A 20,436-nucleotide genomic window follows, 5' to 3' on the forward strand; every position below is an offset into this window, starting at 1 on the left:
CAGATCGTCTTGATTGAGATCTAGTTATCAGCTATCTTTCTGCTGGTTTAACGTGACGGTGATCGAATGAGGGACATCCTGGTTTTTGGCGATAGCCTGACTTGGGGCGCAGACCCGGCAACGGGCGCCCGCCATCCTTTTGAGATGCGCTGGTCGAGCGTGCTGGCCGCCGGACTGGGTGATCGCGCTTTTGTCGTGGCCGACGGTTTGGGTGGTCGAAATACTAGTTTCGATGACCATTCCGGGCCGTGCGATCGCAACGCGACGCGCACCCTGCCGGTGCTCCTGGGGGCCCATCAACCGCTGGACTTGGTGATGATCATGTTGGGAACCAATGACCTTAAGCCCTATCTGTGTGGGCTAGCGTCGGGCGCCACCGCCGGGATGAAACGCCTAATCCAGATCGTCAAATATTTCCCCTACAAGAATGAAACGGTGCCGCAGATCTTGGTGATCGCACCGCCGCCCTGCGTTGCTGGCCCCAGCGGAGCACCAGCGCAGAGCCGGTCGATTGCGGAATCTCAGGCGTTGGCAGGCGCTTATCGCGCGCTCGCGGAGGCCGAGAATGTGGCATTTTTTGATGCGGCCAACGCCTGTACAGCATCCGAAATTGATGGCGTTCACATGACGGCCGAGGAGACCGCTGCACTCGGCCAGGCACTGATACCCGTCGTTGAAGGCCTCCTCTGGCGATGACACATAATGTGCTCGTAGTGGGCGACAGCCTCACTTGGGGCGCCGACCCGAGTACCAAGCGCCGCCACCCGCCAGAACAGCGCTGGCCCGATGTGCTGTCCACTTGCTTGGGCGGCGGGGCGCAAGTGATCACCGAGGCGCTGTGTGGCCGTACCACCAGTATGGATGACAACGCCGTCATCGAGGAGCGCAACGCCGCGCGCAGCCTGCCTATGCTGCTGGCGTCGCACCAGCCTCTCGATCTCGTGGCCATCATGCTGGGGACCAACGATCTGAAGCCACACCTTGGAGCGCACGCCTTTGCGGCGCAGGCAGGCATGCGACGCCTTGTCCAACTGGTTCAGCGCCATCCTTATCTTTATGGCTCGCCGCCGCAGGTGGTAATCATGGCGCCGCCACCCCGGATCGCAACGCCGAACCGGCCGGACATGTCGGCCTTCACAATCGCGCAATCCCGCCTGCTGGTGTCGCTTTACCGCGAACTTGCGACAGAACTACGGGTTGGTTTTTTCGACGCCGGTGCGGTCTGCGTGCCTTCTGAGGCCGACGGCGTGCATCTTGATGCGGTGCAGACAGCGCAGATTGGCCGTGCCATAGCACCCTTGATACAGGACAGGTTGTCAAAAGTTGTCTGACTATTGACAAATGCTGTATTATAGAAAAAACTCCCTTCCAGCAGAATGTGAGTTCCTGGGAGGAAAACGATGAAAAAACTGCTCTCGACGGTGGCGCTTGCCGCTCTGATTGCCGCAGCGGCTGTTCCGCAGACCTTTGCGGAAACGCCCAATGACCAGCTGGTCATCGCCCTATCGCTGGGCAATGTGCTGACGCTGGACCCGGCAGCGACCGGCAGCCGCGAAACCGCGCAGGTGCTCTCTGCGGTCTATGACACGCTGATCAAGCTGGACGACGCCAATCCCGGCGAATTCCTGCCCGGATTGGCGGAAAGCTGGGAGATCAGTGAGGACAATTCGAGCATCACCTTCAAGCTGCGCGACGCCAATTTTGCGTCGGGCAATCCGGTGACGGCGCAGGACGTCGTGTGGTCCTTTGACCGGCTGATGAAGCTCAATCTCGCCAATTCATCCTTCCTCAAGACCCGTGGCTTCAGCGCCGACAATGCCGGCACCACCTTTGTGGCGGTCGACGACAAGACCGTGCAAATCAACCTGCCGCAGGCGGATGATCCGAACATGGTGATGATGGTAATCGCCCTCCCCGGTCCCGGCTCGATCATTGACAGCCAAACGGTCCTGGCGAATGAAACCGATGGTGATCTTGGAGAAAACTGGCTCCGCACCAATTCGGCCGGTTCGGGCGCCTTTACCCTCACCGAGTGGCGCTCGAACGAATATGTCATCCTTGATCGCAGCGAGAGCCATTGGGATGAACCGGCCGGCTTGCGGCGCATCCTCATCCGTCACATTCCAGAATCGCAGTCGCAGCGTCTGCAACTGGAGCGTGGAGATATCGACATTGCCTATTCGCTCCTTGCTGCGGACCTGCAGGCGCTCAGCACCACCGAGGGCATCGAGATCGAAACCGTGCCCAGCGCAGGCTTCTATTATCTCGCGGTCTCGATGAAGGACGAGCGAATGGCCAATCCCAAGGTGCGCGAAGCGCTGCGCTACCTGATCGACTATGAAGGGCTCAACAGCGCCATCATGCAGTTCTACGGCACGCCGCACCAGCGTCCGCTGAACTCCACTGCCATGGGCGTCCTGCCCGATCCCGGCTACACACTGGATGTGGAACGCGCCAAGGGCCTACTCGCCGAGGCCGGCTATGCTGATGGTTTTGAGGTCACCTTGCGCGCCCTCAATGAGCCGCCATTCCTCGACGCAGCAACCGCCATCCAGGCGACGCTGGCCCAAGCCGGCATCAAGGCCAACCTGATCACCGGCACCGGCGACCAGATCTATGGCGCCATGCGCGAGCGCAACTTCGAACTGATCGTCGGTCGCGGCGGCGGTGGCCAGCACCCGCACCCGGATTCCAACCTGCGGGCAACTGCCTTCAACCCCGACAATTCGGACGAGGCGCAGCTGACCAATTATCAGGGCTGGCGCACCAGCTTTTATGATGAGACGCTCAACACGATGATCGAGGATGCCCTGCTGATCACCGACCGAAAGGAACAGGTGGCGGCCTACGAGGAAATCCAGACCTATTACGAAGAGATGATCCCGGCGCTGCAGCCGTTCTCGGAAGTGGTGGTCACGGCGGCATTCCGCGATGACGTGGAAGGGCTGACGGTCGATCCGTGGCGAACCGATCTTGGTGACGTCACCAAGAACCGCTGATCGCGCCAGATCAAGAACAGGAAGCCCGGGTCAAGCCGGGCTTCTTTCCATATAAGGATTAGGTCCGCTTTGTGGGCCGCGAGGACAGTAGATGATCATCACGGATGTTTCGGTCAAGACCTTTCTGACGACGACGCGGCGCCATGCTGACAGCGCCGGTCATGCCCATCCCGGCCCGGAACACAAGGTCAAGCAGGCCATGCTGGTCATACGGACCGAAGATGGCCATGAGGGCTATAGTTTCGCGGCGCCCGAAATCGTGCGGCCGCATGTGATCGACAAGTTCGTCAAGAAGGTGCTGATCGGCCAGGATCATCGTGATCGTGAGCGACTATGGCAGGATCTGGCCCATTGGCAGCGCGGGTCGGCGGCGCAATTGACTGACAGGACATTAGCCGCCGTCGATGTGGCCCTGTGGGATTTGGCCGGTCGCACGCTCAACCAGCCCGTGCACAAACTGATCGGCGCCTATCGCGACAAGGTGCGGGCCTATGGCTCGATCATGTGCGGCGACGAGATTGAAGGCGGGCTCGCAACACCCGAGGACTACGGGCGCTTTGCGCAAAAACTGGTGGCCCGCGGCTACAAGGGCATCAAGCTGCACACTTGGATGCCGCCGGTGTCCTGGGCGCCCGATGTGAAGATGGACCTCAAGGCCTGCGCAGCCGTGCGCGAGGCCGTTGGCCCCGATATTCACCTGATGATCGACGCGTTCCACTGGTATTCGCGCGTGGATTCGCTGGAACTGGGGCGCGGGCTCGAAAAGCTCGGCTTCGACTGGATCGAGGAGAGCATGGATGAGCAATCCATGAGCTCCTACAAGTGGCTGTCGTCCAATCTCGACATTCCTGTGCTCGGACCGGAAAGCGCCTCGGGCAAGCATTGGCATCGCGCCGAATGGGTCGCCAGCGGCGCCGTGGATATTTTGCGCACCGGCGTCAACGATGTCGGCGGCATCACGCCGGCGCTTAAGACCATGCGCCTGGCGGAAGCCTTCGGCATGGACTGCGAAGTGCATGGCAATGGCTCGATGAACCTGATGGTGGTTGCATCAGCCAAGAATTGCCGCTGGTACGAACGCGGGCTGCTGCACCCGTTCCTCGAATATGACGAGGGTTTCGACTATCTCACTGCGCTGTCCGACCCGATGGACGAAGACGGCTATGTGCACGTCCCGGACCGCCCCGGCATCGGCGAGGCGATCAATTTCGAGTTCATTGAAAACAATCGCGTCGCCTGATCCCGCCGGGTGCGCGCCCCGTCCTCCGCGCGCACCCGGTGGCCCCTTTTCGTCAGAACACCAAGCGTGAAGCGCCGCGCCGGGCGATCGCCAAGCTGTCGCCTCAGGAGGCGCGATCATAGGCGACGGATGCCGAGATCAGTTCACGTGCGTAAGGGTGGGTGGCGCTGTCGTTGACCAGGGCCGAGCGGTCGAGCACTTCGACAATGTCGCCGGCCTGCATGACCGCAAAGCGATCACACATATAGTCCACCACCGCCAGGTCATGGCTGACCAGGATATAGGTAAAGCCGCGACGGCGGCGCAGGTCCGACAGGAGATTGAGGATTTCGGCCTGCACGGAAACGTCGAGCGCCGAGGTCGGCTCATCGAGCAGCAGGATGTCGGGCTCAAGGATCAAGGCCCGGGCAATCGCCACGCGCTGGCGCTGGCCACCCGACAATTGATGGGGAAAGCGATCCAGGAAAGAAATGGGCAGACCCACCTCCTCGAGCGCTTGCTCCATGCGCTCCTGCCGGCGGTCCAGCTTGTGGATTTTGAGCGGTTCCTGCAAAACGGTGCGCACCGAGTGGCGCGGATGCAGCGAGCCATAGGGGTCCTGAAACACCATCTGCACGGTGCGGCAGCGGTCGATGACGCTGAGATCCCGCAACGAGGTACCGCCGATGGCGATATCGCCGCGCCAGTGCTGCAGGAGCAGCGAAATGCAGCGCAGCACCGTGGATTTGCCAGATCCGCTTTCGCCGATCAGGCCGAAGCACTCGCCCTTTTCAACCTCAAAACTGAGGTCGGGCAGGATATTGGCGACATTGGCGCCCATTCCGAGGGCGATGGAGAGATTGGTGACGGCGACGGATTTCATTGCACTGCCTCCAGGGGCGTTTCCCATGCTGCCTGGCGATCGAGCACGCTGAGCGGGGCGCGGCTGCCGCCAATGCGCGGCTGGGCAGCCAGCAGGCCAAGGGTGTACGGATGCTGGGCCTTGCCCAGCTCGGACGCCTTGAGGCTTTCCACCACCTGGCCGGCATACATGATGAGAACGCGGTCGCAGAAATTGCGGACCAGATTGAGGTCATGGCTGATCATGATCAGCCCGATGCCGCGTTCGCTCACCAAAGTGTCAAGAATGTTCAGCACCTGCAGGCGCACCGTGACATCGAGCGCCGAGGTTGGCTCGTCGGCGATGACCAGGTCGGGGTCGGTCAGCAGCATCATGGCGATCATGATGCGCTGGCCCATGCCGCCTGAAACCTCATGGGGATAGAGATTATAGACCCGCTCGGGGTCGCGGATCTGTACCGCTTCAAGCATAGACATAGCCTTGGCGCGCGCCTCGGCTTTCGAGCATTTGAAGTGAATAAGGTAGGATTCGGCCACCTGATCGCCGACACGGCGAATGGGATTGAGCGAGAATTTGGGATCTTGCAGGATCATCGACATGCGCCGGCCGCGAATGTCGAGCATCTGCTTTTCCTTGAGCGCGAGCAGCGGCGTGCCTTCGAAATCCATGCGCTCGGCTGTTATGCGGGCACTGGGCAGCAGCCGCATCAGCGCGCGACCGACCGTCGACTTGCCCGAGCCGCTTTCGCCAACAATGCCGAGCTTTTCTCTGCCCAGGGTGAAGGAGACATTGCGCACGGCGTCGGTATAGCCGGTTTCGGTGCGGTAGCTCACATTGAGCTTCTTGACGTTCAATATGGGACCGGTTGGCGCGATCATGATTACCTCCGGTTCATTTGCTTGGGATCGAGCGCATCGCGCAGGCCATCGCCGAGCAGGTTGAAGGCAAGGCTGACAAGCAGGATCGCAACGCCCGGAAAGGCGACCAGCCACCAGCTGTCGAGCATGTAGCGACGCCCCGTGGCGATCATCGCGCCCCATTCGGGCATTGGCGGCTGGGCGCCGAGGCCCAGAAAGCCAAGACCGGCTGCGGTTAGGATGACCGTTGCCATGTTGAGGGTGAGACGGATCATCACCGAGGGCAGGCACATGGGCACAATCGAATGGACGATGATGCGCACGGGCGACGCGCCCTGGAGCCGCGCGGCCGCGATATAATCGGACGAGCGGAAGGTAAGCGTTTCCGCCCGGGCGAGGCGAGCAATCGGCGGCCAGGAGGTCAACGCGATGGCGATGATGGCGTTGTTCAGGCTGGGCCCGAGCGCGGCAACGAAAGCCAGCGACAGGATGAGGCTGGGGAAGGACAGGAAGATATCGGTGATGCGCATCAGCACCGTATCGAACATGCCGCCGACATAGCCGGCAGCAGTTCCGACGGCGAGGCCAATCGGCCCCACGGTGATGGTGACCAGCCCGATGATCGTCAGGGTAATCCGCGTCCCGTAGATCAGGCGCGAATAGATATCGCGACCCAGCTCATCAGTGCCGAAAATATGCGCGCCATTGGGCGGCTGCAGCACATTTGTCAGGTCCTGCAGATAGGGATCATGCGTTGCCAGCAGCGGCGCCAGGATCGCCAGGAGGATCAGGGCACCGATAATGACCAGGCTGAACGCCGAGGTGGGGCTGCGCAGCAGGAAACGGATGATGTTGAACACCGGCATCATAAAGGCGAGCCCGCCGGGCGCGGTCTTTGTCGTCATGGCGGTTTGGGTCATCGGGTCCTCGGATCAAAGACGCGGTACAGCACATCGGACAGCACGTTGAGACCGATGAAAATGAGACCGACGATCAGCACACAGGTCATGACGGCATTCATGTCGCCAATGAGCAGGTTGTTGGTGAGGTATTGGCCAAAGCCGGGCCAGGCGAACACGGTTTCGATCAGCACGGCGCCTTCAAGCAGCCCGCCATAGGAGAGCGCCACGATAGTCACCAGCTGCACGCGAATATTGATGAAGGCGTGCTTCCAGATCGTGTCGCGCTGCGACAGTCCCTTGACCCGCGCCGTGGTGATATATTCCTGGTTGAGCTGATCGAGCATGAAGCTGCGCGTCATGCGGGTGATGTAGGCTGATGAGGAATAGCCCAGCAGGCTCGCCGGCAGGATCAGGTGGTTGAGGGCCGAATAGAAGATATCCCATTCGCCGGCGATGAGACTGTCAATCAGGAGAAACCCTGTCGGTCCGCGGATCATGCCGATATAAAAGCCGCTCATACGGCCGCTGCCACCGACCCAGCCGAGGGCGGCATAAAATACCAGCAGGCCGATCATGCCGGTCCAGAAGATAGGCATGGAGTGGCCCATCAGGCTGAACACCCTCACCACGTGGTCAACCCATTTGTCTTTGTTGACGGCGGCCAGCACGCCCAGCGGAATGCCGAGGCAGGCGCCGATGACGATCGCGAAAGTCGCCATTTCGATGGTGGCGGGCATGACATGGAGGATGTCGTTGATCACTGGCTGGCCCGTGCGGATCGCGACGCCGAAATTGCCGGTCAAAACATCGCCGAGATAGCGGAAGAACTGCTCCCAGATGGGCCGGTCAAGGCCAAGCCGCTCATACATCATGCGATACGTATCGGGCGTGGCGTCTTCGCCGACTATGGCCCGGACCGGGTCTGCGGGCATCATACGGCCGATGACAAAGGTGAGCACGAGAAGCCCAAACAGCGTCACGAGGATGGAAACCAGATGCCCACCGAAAGAGCGCACCTTGAGCGCACGATGGTGCATTGCCGAACTGGCCTGCGCCCCGGCGTTGCCGCCTGCTGAAATTGTCATGGGCCTCCTCCTCAGGTGCCCGCCACGCGGTTCTTGGCGTGACGGATTTCGAAGCTTCTGTGCCAAGTGGCTGGATGAAGAGGTGACAATGACCACCAGCTCGCTCCGCCCCTTCGTGATCGGCTTCGGAACCCATCTTTTCGCGCAGAAGTCATCCTACTGTCAATAGTTATCATACAGATTTTCGGTTCGACGACGGTCGTGAATGAGTGCAGCGACGGAAATCTTGGGGTGGAACCCCCGCCCGCCTGGCCAAATGTCGCCCCCTTTCCTAGTCCTTCTCGACAAAATTGCGTGACACCGTCAGCGGTGAAGGTGGCCAAAACCCATAGGATAAATCCTCGCAACATGTCGGGCGAATCACCGTGTGTTGCTTGACACAGATGCCGGGCTGGCCTCAAATTCACTCAACACCTCCTGGCTGCCGTGCTGAAAGATTGAACCGATGAATTTGCAACATCCCCGGAACGATAAGGGTGCTGGAACGCTGGTCATACAGGTGGCCAATGCACTGCGCAGCGCGCTGTCATCGGGTGATTATGCGGTGGGCGACAAGTTGCCGAGCGAGGCGCGGATCGCTGAAACCCATGGCGTCAGCCGCACGGTGGTGCGCGAAGCCATCGCCTCGCTGCGCTCGGATGGTCTGGTGGAGCCGCGTCGCGGCGCCGGTGTTTTTGTGCTCGAGCCCACAGAGCCTGCTACATTGCCCTTTCAAAACGTTGATCATGCGCGCCTGTCCTCGATCATCGCCCTGCTCGAGCTCCGCTCTGCGGTTGAAGTCGAGGCGGCAGGCCTTGCGGCCGTGCGCCGGTCGCCCGCGCAGGAAGAAGCGATATTCGAATTTCATCGGGCGGTCGGCCAATGCATTGCTGAAGGCAAGCCCACCAGCACGGCCGATTTCGCGCTGCACACCGCCATCGCCGACGCCACCAATAATCCGCGCTTTTCGGAGTTTCTGCGGGTCATCGGCCAGAATGCGATCCCGCGCGCCGCCCTTTCCAGTACGGATCCCGGCTCTTCCAAATCCTATCTGGAGCAGCTGCATCTCGAGCACGCTAATATCGTCACCGCAATTTCCGACGGCGATGCCGAAGCAGCGCGCGAAGCTATGCGCGTTCACCTGCAAGGCAGCCAGCGCCGCTACCGCGCCCTTCTGCAAACCACCTGACGCCCCACATAGTTATCATACAGCTTGTTGACTTTAGTCAGGCAGCCGTCTACTCATTTCGCATCGACCTAATTGTGCGAAGGAGAATTTCATGGGGCCGCAGGAAGTTAAGCAGGCGCTTGGCGCGGGGCTACTTTCATTCCCTGTCACGCATTTCGATGAGAATGGCCGGTTTAACCGCGGTTCTTACGTCGAGCATGTCAACTGGCTGTCGGGTTTCGAAGCGACCACCCTGTTTGCGGCCGGCGGCACCGGCGAGTTCTTCTCGCTGGGCCTTGAGGAAATTCCGCAAGTCGTTGCCGCTGCCAAGGAAGCCTCAGAAGGCAAGGTCGCCATCGTCTCGGGCTGCGGCTATGGCACAGAGATTGCCGTATCCATTGCCAAATCGGCTGAAAAGGCCGGCTCGGACGGCATTCTGCTATTGCCCCACTACCTGATCGATGCGCCCCAGGAAGGCCTCTTTCACCACGTGCGCACGGTCTGCCAGTCGGTGGGCATCGGCGTTATGGTCTATAATCGCGACAATTCGATCCTCACCGCTGAAACGCTCGCCCGGCTTTGCGAAGTCTGCCCCAATCTGATTGGTTTCAAGGATGGCTCGGGCGACATTGGCCTCGTCCGCCAGATCACCGCGACCATGGGCGACAGGCTGACTTATCTGGGAGGTATGCCGACGGCCGAGCTTTTTGCCGAGGCCTATTTGGCCGCCGGTTTCACCACCTATTCGTCGGCTGTGTTCAACTTCGTCCCCGGTCTCGCCGTTGAGTTTTACAAAGCCCTGCGCGGCGGCGACCGCGCTAACTGCGAACGCATCCTGCGCGATTTCTTCTATCCGTTCATGGACATCCGAAACCGTCGCAAAGGCTATGCAGTCTCTGCGGTCAAAGCTGGCGTGCGGCTCCAGGGCTTTTATGCTGGTCCGGTGCGTGCGCCTCTGACAGATCTCACCAAGGACGAAGAGTTGCTTTTGGCAAAGCTAATTGAGCCGCACCGTCGCTGATTTCTAACGTCTGGAAAGGGAATGATGTTACCTTGTTCTGCGAGGCACCATCTACCAACACGTGGCACGCGTTTCAGACCAAGACGGCTGCCTCCTGCCGGTCTTTGCCGGGCCTTGGCTAAAAGTATGCACTTCTCGACTGGGTTGGCCGCCATCTTACGTGAGACTTGGCTAATCGCTTGAGCAAGAGAAGCTTGCCAACGGATGGGTATGACCCAAAGGCCTTCCCTGGCCCATACAAGGCAAATCAACTGCGCGCTACGCTCCGCAGTCTCTTGCGCGATCCCTGAGGATCGTCAATCTTTGGATTGCGGCGCCGTTGGTGACGTGATTGCATTTATATGCAGCGTTGTGCAGAGGGATCGCTCTGCCTGGAGATCTCTTCGGCCTGGTTCTCAACGCCATGCTCCCTGTGATGATCTAGCACAAGATTTAGACGGAGAAAGATCGTTGGACGAGGTAGTGCGACGGAGGGGGGGCGTCTCAGACAAACTCGCCGCCCGCATCAGGGACGAGATTCATTCTGGTGGCCTGCGCCCCCACACCCATCTGACTGCTCAAGGCCTTGCCGATCGTTTTGGTGTGTCCCGGTCGCCCATTGGTGAAGCGCTCAAGTCATTGACGGCGGAGGGCGTGCTGACCCATGAGGCTAACAAGGGCTACTTTGTTGCGCCGGAACCGCCAGGGCCTCCCTCTGATCTCCCATCGCAGCACTCCGCAGTGGATGCGGCTTATTTTGCGCTCGCGGATGACCGACTCGAGTCGCGGGTTCCTGATGTCGTTTCGGCTGCATACCTTAAAGAGACTTACGGGCTAAGTTCTGCAGAGGTGCAGAGCCTTTGCACGCGGATCGTCAAGGAGGGGTGGCTCGAGCGCAGGGCGGGCTACGGCTATCAATTCACGGATATGCTCAATTCGGCGGAAGCCCTTACGCAAACCTACCGGTTTCGTATGGCCTTGGAGCCTGCGGCCCTGCTGGAGCCTGGCTACAGGCTTGATACTGCAGCGGCAGCGGAGTGCCGTTTGGTCGAGCAGCGAATCCTGGCCGGTGGCGTAGAGTCCATGAGCATCGAAGAATTGTACGATCGAGGCGTAAAATTCCACGAACTGATCGTTTCTGGATCACAAAATCCATTTTACCTGGATGCTCTCCGACGCATCAACTCGATCCGCCGCCTTATCGCTTACAGGTCATCGGCCACCCGAGAGCGCTACTACGGACAGGCACAGGAACACATAGAAATTCTTGATCTATTGGTTGCCGGGCGCAACGAAGAAGCGTCCTGGAAACTACGTTCGCATCTTGGTCATGTCATCCACAACCTTGCGGAAATAAGACCCATTCTCGAGCCTGGCGGCAAATAGGTATTGCATTTGTAAGTTATAATATGCAATCACTCTCCTCAGCTCTGGGAGGAGTGAATTGTGACGACCGACGGCCCGACCAGCCTGCTTATCGATGATTTTCTGGCTGTGGACCTGCGCGCTGTTGCCGGGGACACGCTGGACAGGCTGCCGTATTCGCTCCGAATCCTGCTTGAGAACACGCTTCGTCATTCGCAGGGCGCAGAGCGGGAGCGCAATGTCGCTGCAGTTCTGAGTTGGCCCGCAACAGGCACATCGACTGAAGAGCTCGCGTTTCAGCCAGAACGATTGCTTATGCACGACACCACGTGCGGCCCAGCTCTCGTCGACATTGCGGGCATGCGCGACGCGCTTGCGGAGCGCGGAGATGACCCGCGCAAGCTCAACCCTCAATTGCGGGTTGACGTCTCTGTGGACCATTCGATTGCTGTCGACGCATTCGGAACAGCCGCGTCCGTCGCCGTAAACATGAAGCGGGAGGCCGAGCGAAATTCCGAACGGCTCCGTCTCATGAAATGGGCGCAGGAACGGTTGGAAGGCGTGACTATTCACCCGCCGGGCACCGGCATTCTGCACACGTTCAATTTGGAACAGCTTGCGACCGTTGTTTCGAGGTCGACAGATGCGGAAGGGCGGAAATGGCTCTTTCCCGACACTTTGATCGGCACCGACAGTCATACCCCGATGATCAATGGTCTGGGCGTCATGGGATGGGGTGTCGGCGGACTTGAGGCGGAAGGCGTGATGTTCGGCCTGCCAGTTATGATGCGGCTGCCTGACGTTGTTGGGGTGCGCCTGACTGGCCGTCTCTCCGACGGGGTGCTGGCAACCGACCTGGCACTTGTCGTGACCAACCGCCTGCGCGAATATGGCCTCAACAGCCAGTTTGTTGAATTTTTTGGCGACGGTCTCGACACACTATCGGTCGGAGATCGATCTGTTGTTGCCAACATGGCGCCCGAATATGGGGCGCAAACGGCCTATTTCCCGATCGATAAGCACGCGCTTGCCTACCTGGCCAATACCGGGCGTGAGCCGAGACATATACACCTTGTTGAGCGCTACGCGCGGGCGAATGGCCTGTGGCGCGAGCGTTCAGAACATATCCGCTACACCGATATTCTCGATATTAATCTGGATACAGTTCGGACGAGCATCGCTGGACCTCGCCGCCCTCAGGACATTATCGAGCCAAAGGCGGCCCAAGCCGAGGTTGCGGAGCTGGCCGAAGATTCAGGGGCTCGGGTCGGTGATATCGTCAATGGTTCGGTTGCGATTGCTGCCATCACCAGCTGCACGAATACGACCGACCCTCGCCTGACCGTTGCTGCGGGGCTACTTGCACGACGTGCCCGTGAGCGCGGGCTTGCGCCCAAGCCTTGGGTAAAGACATCATTCTCGCCAGGTTCACCCGCTGCCTCCAAATATCTCAAGCGAGCGGGACTGCTGGACGATCTTGAGGCCGTGGGTTTCGGCATTGTCGGGTTCGGCTGCATGACGTGCATCGGCAATTCGGGGCCTCTGCTTGCTGAAACACAGGCGGCAATCGACCAGGGCGTGGTGCCGGTAGCGGTGCTTTCAGGTAACCGCAACTTCGCGGGCCGGGTTCATCCGGTGCTGAAGGCCGGTTTTCTTGCCTCACCGCCATTGGTGATCGCCTACGCCCTGGCGGGCGACGTCAACAGGGACGTCCTCTCTGAACCACTTTGCAAAGATCCAGAAGGGCGCGATGTATACCTGTCGGAGCTTTGGCCCTCCGGTGTTGAGATTGACGCAGCCCTCGCGCAGGGACGTGACCCATCTGACTTTGCATCTAGTTTTGCAGAAGCTTCAAAGAATGCCATCTGGGACGAAATTCTGGCGCCGCAGAGCGATCTCTATCCCTGGGACGAAGACTCTACTTACCTCCGTCGACCGCCATACACTGTTGGCGCCAGTACATGTCGGCTTGGCACGTATCGAGCCGACCCCATCCTCGTGCTCGGCGACGATGTCAGCACCGACCATATTTCTCCCGCGGGTGCAATTTCTGCGAAGAGCGAAACGGGTCAATACCTGATCAATGCGGGTGAAAACCCCCTGGATCTCAACGTTCATTCCTCGCGGCGAGGCAACTGGCAATCCATGGTCCGCGGGCTCTACACGAATGGGGCCGTACGAAATCTCATCGCCGAAAATGTACCGCCGGGCAGCGGTGTCGACCCTGTAACCCAGGACGTTCTTCCCCTCTTTCGACTGGCAGATCTGAATTCACAGCGTGGTCGCTCATCTGTCATTCTGGCCGGTGAGCGGTACGGTCAGGGGTCATCGCGAGACTGGGGCGCCAAGGGGCCAGCGATCTTGGGGGTAAGGGCCGTTCTTGCATCGAGCATCGAACGCATCCACAGGACAAACCTGATCGGCATGGGAATATTGCCGCTCCGGTTCCCCTCACATGTGCATCCCCAGGAGTTGGGGTTGAAGCCCGGAGATGCTGTTGTCATCGACACAGCTCCCGACCGCCTCAAACCACGTTCCGAGGTTGCTGTTTCCATCGAGCGCAACGGCGCCGTCCTACATCAATTTTCCGCAATGGCCGAAGTCGAGACTGAGCTCGAACTCAACCTTCTTCGTCATGGCGGCATCGTTCCGTTCATTCTTGCCAGGGTGGCATCCGCTCCGGCCGGGAAGAACGCTGCCATCGGTCATGCCTCTTTGGGGTGAACCGAACCGCACCTTGCGTGCATGCATCAAAAGGGAGGAACCCGATGCACAAACTAGTAAAATCCGTTCTGGGGGCCGGTTTCGCGGTAGCGCTGTCTGCCGGCATTGCATCTGCCCAGGAATTTGAATTCAATATCATCGCTCCGGCTGGCGCCGGCGGCGGGTGGGACGGGGCCGCCCGTTCGATTCAGGAAGTGATGGTTGCCACCGGGCAGGCGCGCAGCGCTCAGGTTGTCAACGTGCCGGGCGCAGGTGGGACAGTGGGCCTTGCCCAGTTCGCTGCGAGTGCCGGTGCTGATCCAAACCAGCTTCTGGTGGGTGGAATTACCATGGTGGGTGCAATCATTTCCAACGCCTCGCCCGTTAGTCTTGACCAGGTGACCCCAATTGCCCGCCTCACTGGCGACCCACTCGTTGTCGTTGTTCCGTCCAGTTCCAGCATTCAGACCATCGATGATTTGCTCGCTGCTGCTAAGGCTGATGTCGGCGGGACCATCTGGGCCGGCGGTTCAGCTGGCGGCGCTGATCACATGCTTGCGGCGCTCATTACCGAGGCTGCAGGCGAAGACCCAGCCAAGGTAAACTACGTCGCCTATTCGGGCGGTGGCGAGGCACTGGCTGCAATGCTTGGCGGCCAGGTGACGGCGGGCGTTTCGGGCTATGGCGAGTGGCAGGGTCAGATCGAATCCGGTGACCTGCGCGCACTTGCCATTTCCTATCCCGATCCGATCGAGGGCATTGAAGCGCAACCGCTGAAGGCGCAGGGTGTTGATGTAGAGCTGGTCAACTGGCGTGCAGTGTTCGCCGCCCCGGACGTTTCGGATGAAGACAAGGCCCGCCTGTCTGCTGCCTTTGACGCGATGGTCTCTTCCGATGAGTGGAAGGAACTGCTCGTCGCCCGCGGCTGGACCGACTACTACATGCCAGCTGATGAGTTCTCTGCGTTCCTCGAAAAGGAAACAGAAAGCGTTCGCGGCGTCCTGCAGGCACTTGGCCTCGCCCAATAGCGCATCCTATGGGGCGCGAGTCATCGGGCCCCTTTTTTTTTCTTTAGGGAGGACGGCAAGTGGAAACGCCCAGCCGATCGTTTAACGGCCCGTACGTCATCGTCGGTGTGGCCCTTCTCGCTGTCGCAGCGATCACAGTTTGGGACGCAAGCACCATGCGCATTCGGGCTCAATATGGGGTGGGCGCGGACGCAGCATCCTACCTGATCGCTGGATTTTTGGTCTTGCTGGCCGCAGGGCATTTCATCGGCGCGTTCCGGAAGTCCGACGACTTGGATGCCGAACCGACCGACTGGCGTGCCATCGGCTGGATCGCCCTGGCGCTAACAGGCCTTGTGAGCGCCATCGGCCTGGGGGCAGGTTTTATCCTCGGGTCTACGTTGCTTTTCGCTTTCACGGCGCGCGCTTTTGGTCGTCGAGCGCTGCTTGTCGACCTGCTCATTGGCGCCGCGCTCGCTGTGCTTGTCTATTTCCTCTTCCATGGCCTCCTGACGCTGCATCTGCCCGAAGGTCCCCTGGAACGGCTGCTCTAGGGGGCCTCAAATGGATGTCTTGCTCAACCTCTTTGCAGGCTTCGCTTCGGCGCTGACGGTCAGCAATCTTATCTTTGCCGCGGTGGGAGTGTTCATCGGCACTGCCGTCGGTGTACTTCCCGGGATTGGCCCGGCACTGACGGTTGCCCTGCTTCTCCCTGTGACGTTCAAGCTGGATCCTGGCGGCTCACTGATCATGTTTGCCGGCATCTACTATGGCGGCATGTATGGTGGCTCAACCACCGCAATCCTGTTGAATACTCCTGGTGAGGCGGCGTCCGTGGTGACTGCCCTCGAAGGCAACAAGATGGCCAGAGCGGGCCGAGGCGGACCGGCCCTGGCGACTGCGGCCATTGGGTCCTTCGTTGCAGCACTGGTTGCAACCTTTGGTCTCGCCTTTCTTTCGCCAATTGTAGTTCAGATTGCGGTGCGCTTCGGACCCTGGGACTATTTTGGTCTCATGCTGATCGCTTTCGTAACGGTTTCCGCGACCTTCGGGTCATCTCCGCTTCGCGGATTGACCAGCCTTGCCTTCGGGCTCTGGCTTGGCCTCGTCGGTATCGATCAGCTCACGGGACAGGCCCGCCTGACCTTTGGCGTGCCGCAATTGTTGGATGGTATCGAAGTGACGACGCTGGCTGTTGGATTGTTTGCTATCGGCGAAGCGCTTCACGTTGCCGGGCGGCATCTCAGAAATCCGGAGAAGCCAATTCCTGTGAAGGGGTCGCCCTGGATGACCAAAGAGGACTGGCGCCGTTCGTTCTTTCCCTGGCTGCGCGGCACCCTGATTGGTTTCCCGATCGGCGGTTTGCCAGCCGGCGGCGCAGAGGTGCCGACGTTCCTGAGCTACAACCTCGAGCGGCGGCTTTCCAAGCACCAGGATGAGTTTGGAAAAGGAGCGATCGAAGGCGTTGCTGGCCCTGAGGCCGCGAACAATGCGTCTGCGGCAGGCACCCTTGTGCCCTTGCTTACTCTTGGCCTGCCCACGTCGGCGACCGCCGCGGTAATGCTTGCCGGCTTCCAGCAATACAATATCCAGCCCGGCCCACTGCTCTTTGTCCAACACGCCGATCTGGTGTGGGCGCTAATAGCAAGTCTCTTCATTGCCAACGTGATGCTGCTGGTGCTGAACCTGCCGCTGGTTGGCCTATGGGTCCGGCTCCTCGCCATACCTCTGCCCTGGCTCTATGGCGGCATCATGCTTTTCGCCGCCATGGGAACAGTTGCCGCCAATCCATCGGTCGTAGAGCTTCTGATGCTGGTTGGCTTTGGCACCTTAGGCTTCCTGATGCGCAAATTCGACTATCCAATTGCGCCTGCGATTGTCGGACTGATCCTGGGGCCCATGGCCGACAGCCAGCTCCGACGCGCGCTGCAGATGAGCCAGGGCGATCCAATGATCCTTCTTCAGCACCCCAGCTCGGCGGTGATGATCGGGCTTGCGACGCTCGCCTTAGTCGCCCCGTTGATCTTCAAGGGTCTGTCCAAAATGCAAAGTGACGAAGATTGAAACTATGGGGCGCTTCGAGCGCCCCACCTCTTGGAGGGCGGGCTGCCAACACTGGTTGTCGATCGGGACGAGGACAGCGCGGAAAACCAGGGCTCGAATTTATGTGGCAGCTGTGAAGTGCCTCCTATTGCGCGAATTCCGCACTAAGCGGTCTGACCTCTACCGGCCCCATTTCAGTCTTTGGCGGAAGGCTGGGGAAGGGCAAAGTAGGGGCCGGCAGCGGCCTGTCAGCTTTTTTAACCCGAAACTGGAAATCCAGACATACCCGACGCTGACAAGTGCAAAGTCTGCAACAGCCGCAGAGGCGCTTCAGCACTGGGATTCGATCGCACTCGCCGCCACAAGGGGAAGGCCTCCCGCAGCCACTGGATCGATTTAGTTATAGACTATATCAATGCCAAAATTGACAATGTGAAGCATAGGGGCGCGATGCGCCTTTCAATCACGCCTTACACCCGGCCCCTAGAGTTCTTCAAACCAAGGTGGCCGCTTCGATCACGCCGACTATGACGACAGCAGCTCAATCCAGTCACCCCATGAACACAGTCCTGTCAGCCAAGCGCCGCGTCCTCGTTGCAGCGATTCTCGCCTCTTCCATGGGGTTCATAGATGGCTCAGTGCTCTCGATCATGACCCCATCGATCAGGACTAGCTTCGATGCCAGTCTGGCGACAGCCCAATGGGTGTCGAATGCGTATCTGCTACCGCTCTCTGCGCTGATCCTGCTGGGCGGTGCCACTGGAGACCGTTTCGGTCTACGCAACACATTTGCCGCCGGAATCGCGGTTTTCGTTGGGGCATCCCTGCTTGCTGCGTTTGCACCAACTGCCGAACTATTGATCGCTGCGCGCGCCTTTCAAGGGTTTGGCGCAGCCTTCATGGTGCCCGGCAGCCTTGCAATGATCGCCGAGACGTTTCCGGAGGCGGAGCGCGGCAAGGCCATCGGCACCTGGGCTGCAGCCTCGTCACTCACCACATTGTTGGGCCCCTTGCTCGGTGGCCTGTTTCTCAGTTGGCTTGGCGATGCCGCCTTGCGCTGGATTTTTGCGATCAACCTGCCGCTGGGCGCAGCGTCCCTGATCCTGCTGCGTGGCGCACCACCGCGCAGCGTGGGCAGTACGCAAAAGCCCGACATTGTCGGCGCCATTCTGATCAGTCTGGCCTTGGGCCTGATTTCCTTCGCCTTCATCGGCGGCACCGGCCATGTCCTGCTCGAGATGATCCTCGGAGGGTTGGCGCTGACGGCCTTCGTCGCCTGGGAGGCGAAATGGTCCGCCCCCATGCTGCCGCTTGGCCTCTTCCGCAACCTGCGATTTTCAGGGGCACAACTGGTGACGTTCCTCATCTATTTTGCCCTGACCGCGGTGTCGTTCTACCTTCCAAGTGTCCTGATATCGGGATGGGGAGCCAGCCCGCTGGAGGCGTCGGCAGTCCTCTTGCCGTATAGTCTCGCGCTGACAGTGCTTTCCCGCTCAGCAGGTCGCCTCGCTGACCGGTTCGGACCGGCCCCCGTGATTGCGACGGGAGGGCTCCTGGTCAGCGTCTCCATGCTGGTTTTTGCGGTCAGCGCGCCCGCGCATCTGCTGTGGACGGGCGCAGTTCCGTTGATGGCCCTGTTCGGCGTGGGCATGAGCGGCGTCGCCGGGCCCATTTCGACGGCTGTCATGGGCGCCGTTCAACCCGGCAATACGGGCGTTGCGTCCGCGACCAACAATGCCGTCGCCCGCATGGCCGGATTGCTGGCCGTGGCCGCAATGGGCTCATTGGCCGCTTCGGTTTTCAGCATGATCGCGGGCCCGGAGACGCACGATTTTGGGTTGGTGGTTGAGACGGCGCTTTCTCCTGAAATGGCGTCTCTGCGCGTCGCGGCGACAGACGCCGCCTTTGCCGCTGTCTGTTATTGCGCTGCCGGGTTCTCGGCCTTGGGCGCAATCCTGGCATGGTTCATGCTGGAACACAAAACGCCGCTGGCCGCACAGCCTACCCAACCCATCAGGCCGTAGCGGACGCTCTCTGGATCGCATCATGCATCGCGGCGCCTGCGGCCGCATGCCCGCTTCCGGCGAGCCAGCAGACCCAATATTCCACATCGAAATCATGTGGCAGGGAAATCGTACTGAGCTTCGGGCGAATGGCTTCAATCGACGCCAGTGGCAAGACGGAAACATAGCCGTAGTGCAGAACCAGATTGAGAATGACCGGAATCGAGTCGATTTCCAGCAGCTTCAGGCGATCGCGCGTCTGCTCGTCAAAAGTGGTCTCCAGCATCCGGTCGATCGCCAGGCGGAGGCCGCTACGCGAACTGGGAACAGCGATCCGGCGGTCCTTGAGGGCGCTGGCCAGGTCGGTCCCTTCGGCGCCCGCAACCGCCAGGGAAGAGCGGATAACGGGCAGGCCCTCCAGGTTGGCCGTCAGGCGGCCGGTATCGAGAAGGACGATATCGAAAACACCGCTGCGCAGCCCACGCAGAAGTTCATCGGCCGTGGTCGAGCTCACGAACAGAGGCTGGCGAGGGCGCAGGTTGGCCCAACTCGCCATCAGACTGGCTAGCTTTCGGGCGATTTCACTCTCGTGTCCCAGGGGCATGATCGTGCCCAAGCGAATGGTGGCCTGATTGCGCCGAAATCGATTGTCTGAATTGCGTGATATACTTTCCCAAAGGCGCAGCAGTTCCATGCTCAAGTCACGAAGAGCCGCACCCTCTTCGGTCAACCCGGAACCCTCCGCCCCCCGCTTCAACAACGAGCGCCCCAGAACCGATTCGAGCTGCGCCAATTGTCGAGACAGTTGCGGTTGACCCAGCATGAGCACATGGGCCGCCTGCCTGATACTGCGCCGTTCGGCCACTTCCACAAACCGCAAGAGAGCTTCAAACTTGACGGGTCGCGACAAGGGATCGATGGCGTCGGCATAGAGCCGCCGCACGATTGTGGCAGCCTCGGCCAGTGTCCCGGCGAGCCGGTCGGCTTCAAGGGTCAGGACAAGGCCCGGCCCTGCGCGTTGGCAAAGAGTGGTCGACAGCGACGCTTCGAGCCGGTCGAGGGCCGCAGACATGCTGGACACCGGACGCCCGAGCAGACGGGCCGCACCGCGCAGACTGCCCGAGCGCAAGACGCTGTCGACCATCAATACTGTCGTCGTATCCACACGCGCCTCCGACCGCATTTTAGGCAGCACTAAAAAGTGCCCTAAAAATCCGCATCATATGTTCAACTTTTGGGATATC

General features: G+C 60.2%; 17 protein-coding genes. 12 read left to right on the forward strand and 5 right to left on the reverse strand.

The genetic code is table 11. The features are described 5' to 3' along the window. The first annotated feature begins 66 nt into the window (after window positions 1-66). From NIM87_RS14375 to NIM87_RS14390, 4 genes are all read left to right on the forward strand, one after another. Window positions 67-696, forward strand: coding sequence for an SGNH/GDSL hydrolase family protein (locus NIM87_RS14375; protein WP_254675386.1), 630 nt, complete (start codon window positions 67-69; stop codon window positions 694-696). After that, entirely contained in the window at window positions 693-1,331 is a 639-nt protein-coding gene (locus NIM87_RS14380; protein WP_254675387.1) for an SGNH/GDSL hydrolase family protein, read from the forward strand. Before NIM87_RS14375 ends, NIM87_RS14380 begins: the two co-directional genes overlap by 4 nt. A gap of 69 nt (window positions 1,332-1,400) precedes the next feature. Then, the gene (locus NIM87_RS14385; RefSeq protein WP_254675388.1) at window positions 1,401-2,999 is read left to right on the forward strand and encodes an ABC transporter substrate-binding protein; all 1,599 of its coding nucleotides are present in this window, start codon (window positions 1,401-1,403) and stop codon (window positions 2,997-2,999) included. Window positions 3,000-3,090: 91 nt separating this feature from the next. Next, complete coding sequence (locus NIM87_RS14390) at window positions 3,091-4,239, forward strand: mandelate racemase family protein (protein WP_254675389.1); 1,149 nt, start codon at window positions 3,091-3,093, stop codon at window positions 4,237-4,239. A gap of 103 nt (window positions 4,240-4,342) precedes the next feature. On the opposite strand, the gene NIM87_RS14395 is transcribed toward NIM87_RS14390, so the two are convergent. The 4 genes from NIM87_RS14395 to NIM87_RS14410 are packed head-to-tail and all read right to left on the reverse strand — an operon-like array spanning window position 4,343 to window position 7,876. Beyond that, window positions 4,343-5,101: an ABC transporter ATP-binding protein gene (locus NIM87_RS14395; RefSeq protein ID WP_408640080.1), complete on the reverse strand. Its 759-nt coding sequence runs from the start codon at window positions 5,099-5,101 to the stop codon at window positions 4,343-4,345. Beyond that, window positions 5,098-5,958: an ABC transporter ATP-binding protein gene (locus NIM87_RS14400; protein ID WP_254675390.1), complete on the reverse strand. Its 861-nt coding sequence runs from the start codon at window positions 5,956-5,958 to the stop codon at window positions 5,098-5,100. The genes NIM87_RS14395 and NIM87_RS14400 overlap by 4 nt, the downstream gene beginning before the upstream one ends. A gap of 2 nt (window positions 5,959-5,960) precedes the next feature. Then, window positions 5,961-6,857, reverse strand: coding sequence for an ABC transporter permease (locus NIM87_RS14405; protein WP_408640081.1), 897 nt, complete (start codon window positions 6,855-6,857; stop codon window positions 5,961-5,963). Continuing rightward, entirely contained in the window at window positions 6,854-7,876 is a 1,023-nt protein-coding gene (locus tag NIM87_RS14410) for an ABC transporter permease (RefSeq protein ID WP_254675514.1), read from the reverse strand. Before NIM87_RS14410 ends, NIM87_RS14405 begins: the two co-directional genes overlap by 4 nt. 493 nt (window positions 7,877-8,369) lie before the next feature. On the opposite strand from NIM87_RS14410, the gene NIM87_RS14415 reads away from it, so the two are divergent. The 8 genes from NIM87_RS14415 to NIM87_RS14450 all read left to right on the forward strand — a co-directional run bounded on the left by NIM87_RS14415 (window position 8,370) and on the right by NIM87_RS14450 (window position 19,213). Then, a complete protein-coding gene (locus tag NIM87_RS14415; RefSeq protein WP_254675391.1) occupies window positions 8,370-9,092 on the forward strand; it encodes a FadR/GntR family transcriptional regulator in 723 nt (240 codons plus the stop codon). Window positions 9,093-9,183: 91 nt separating this feature from the next. Then, entirely contained in the window at window positions 9,184-10,092 is a 909-nt protein-coding gene (gene kdgD / locus NIM87_RS14420) for a 5-dehydro-4-deoxyglucarate dehydratase (RefSeq protein WP_254675392.1), read from the forward strand. Window positions 10,093-10,542: 450 nt separating this feature from the next. Beyond that, window positions 10,543-11,457, forward strand: coding sequence for a GntR family transcriptional regulator (locus NIM87_RS14425; RefSeq protein WP_254675393.1), 915 nt, complete (start codon window positions 10,543-10,545; stop codon window positions 11,455-11,457). A 60-nt stretch (window positions 11,458-11,517) separates the two neighbouring features. Continuing rightward, window positions 11,518-14,160: an aconitate hydratase AcnA gene (gene acnA, locus NIM87_RS14430; RefSeq protein WP_254675394.1), complete on the forward strand. Its 2,643-nt coding sequence runs from the start codon at window positions 11,518-11,520 to the stop codon at window positions 14,158-14,160. A 44-nt stretch (window positions 14,161-14,204) separates the two neighbouring features. Beyond that, window positions 14,205-15,167 carry a tripartite tricarboxylate transporter substrate binding protein gene (locus tag NIM87_RS14435; RefSeq protein WP_254675395.1) on the forward strand — a complete coding sequence of 321 codons (963 nt, stop codon included), beginning with the start codon at window positions 14,205-14,207 and terminating at the stop codon, window positions 15,165-15,167. 59 nt (window positions 15,168-15,226) lie between these two features. After that, window positions 15,227-15,700 carry a tripartite tricarboxylate transporter TctB family protein gene (locus NIM87_RS14440; protein WP_254675396.1) on the forward strand — a complete coding sequence of 158 codons (474 nt, stop codon included), beginning with the start codon at window positions 15,227-15,229 and terminating at the stop codon, window positions 15,698-15,700. A gap of 10 nt (window positions 15,701-15,710) precedes the next feature. Continuing rightward, window positions 15,711-17,210: a tripartite tricarboxylate transporter permease gene (locus NIM87_RS14445; protein ID WP_254675397.1), complete on the forward strand. Its 1,500-nt coding sequence runs from the start codon at window positions 15,711-15,713 to the stop codon at window positions 17,208-17,210. Window positions 17,211-17,746: 536 nt separating this feature from the next. Beyond that, on the forward strand, window positions 17,747-19,213 hold the full coding sequence (locus NIM87_RS14450; protein ID WP_254675398.1) for an MFS transporter: 1,467 nt from the start codon (window positions 17,747-17,749) through the stop codon (window positions 19,211-19,213). On the opposite strand, the gene NIM87_RS14455 is transcribed toward NIM87_RS14450, so the two are convergent. Then, window positions 19,203-20,357: a LysR family transcriptional regulator gene (locus tag NIM87_RS14455; protein ID WP_254675399.1), complete on the reverse strand. Its 1,155-nt coding sequence runs from the start codon at window positions 20,355-20,357 to the stop codon at window positions 19,203-19,205. The two genes, NIM87_RS14450 and NIM87_RS14455, sit on opposite strands and share 11 nt — an antisense overlap. Between the last annotated feature and the right edge of the window lie 79 nt (window positions 20,358-20,436).

The organism is Devosia ureilytica (genome assembly GCF_024273195.1).
GTDB classification, from domain to species: Bacteria; Pseudomonadota; Alphaproteobacteria; order Rhizobiales; family Devosiaceae; genus Devosia; species Devosia ureilytica.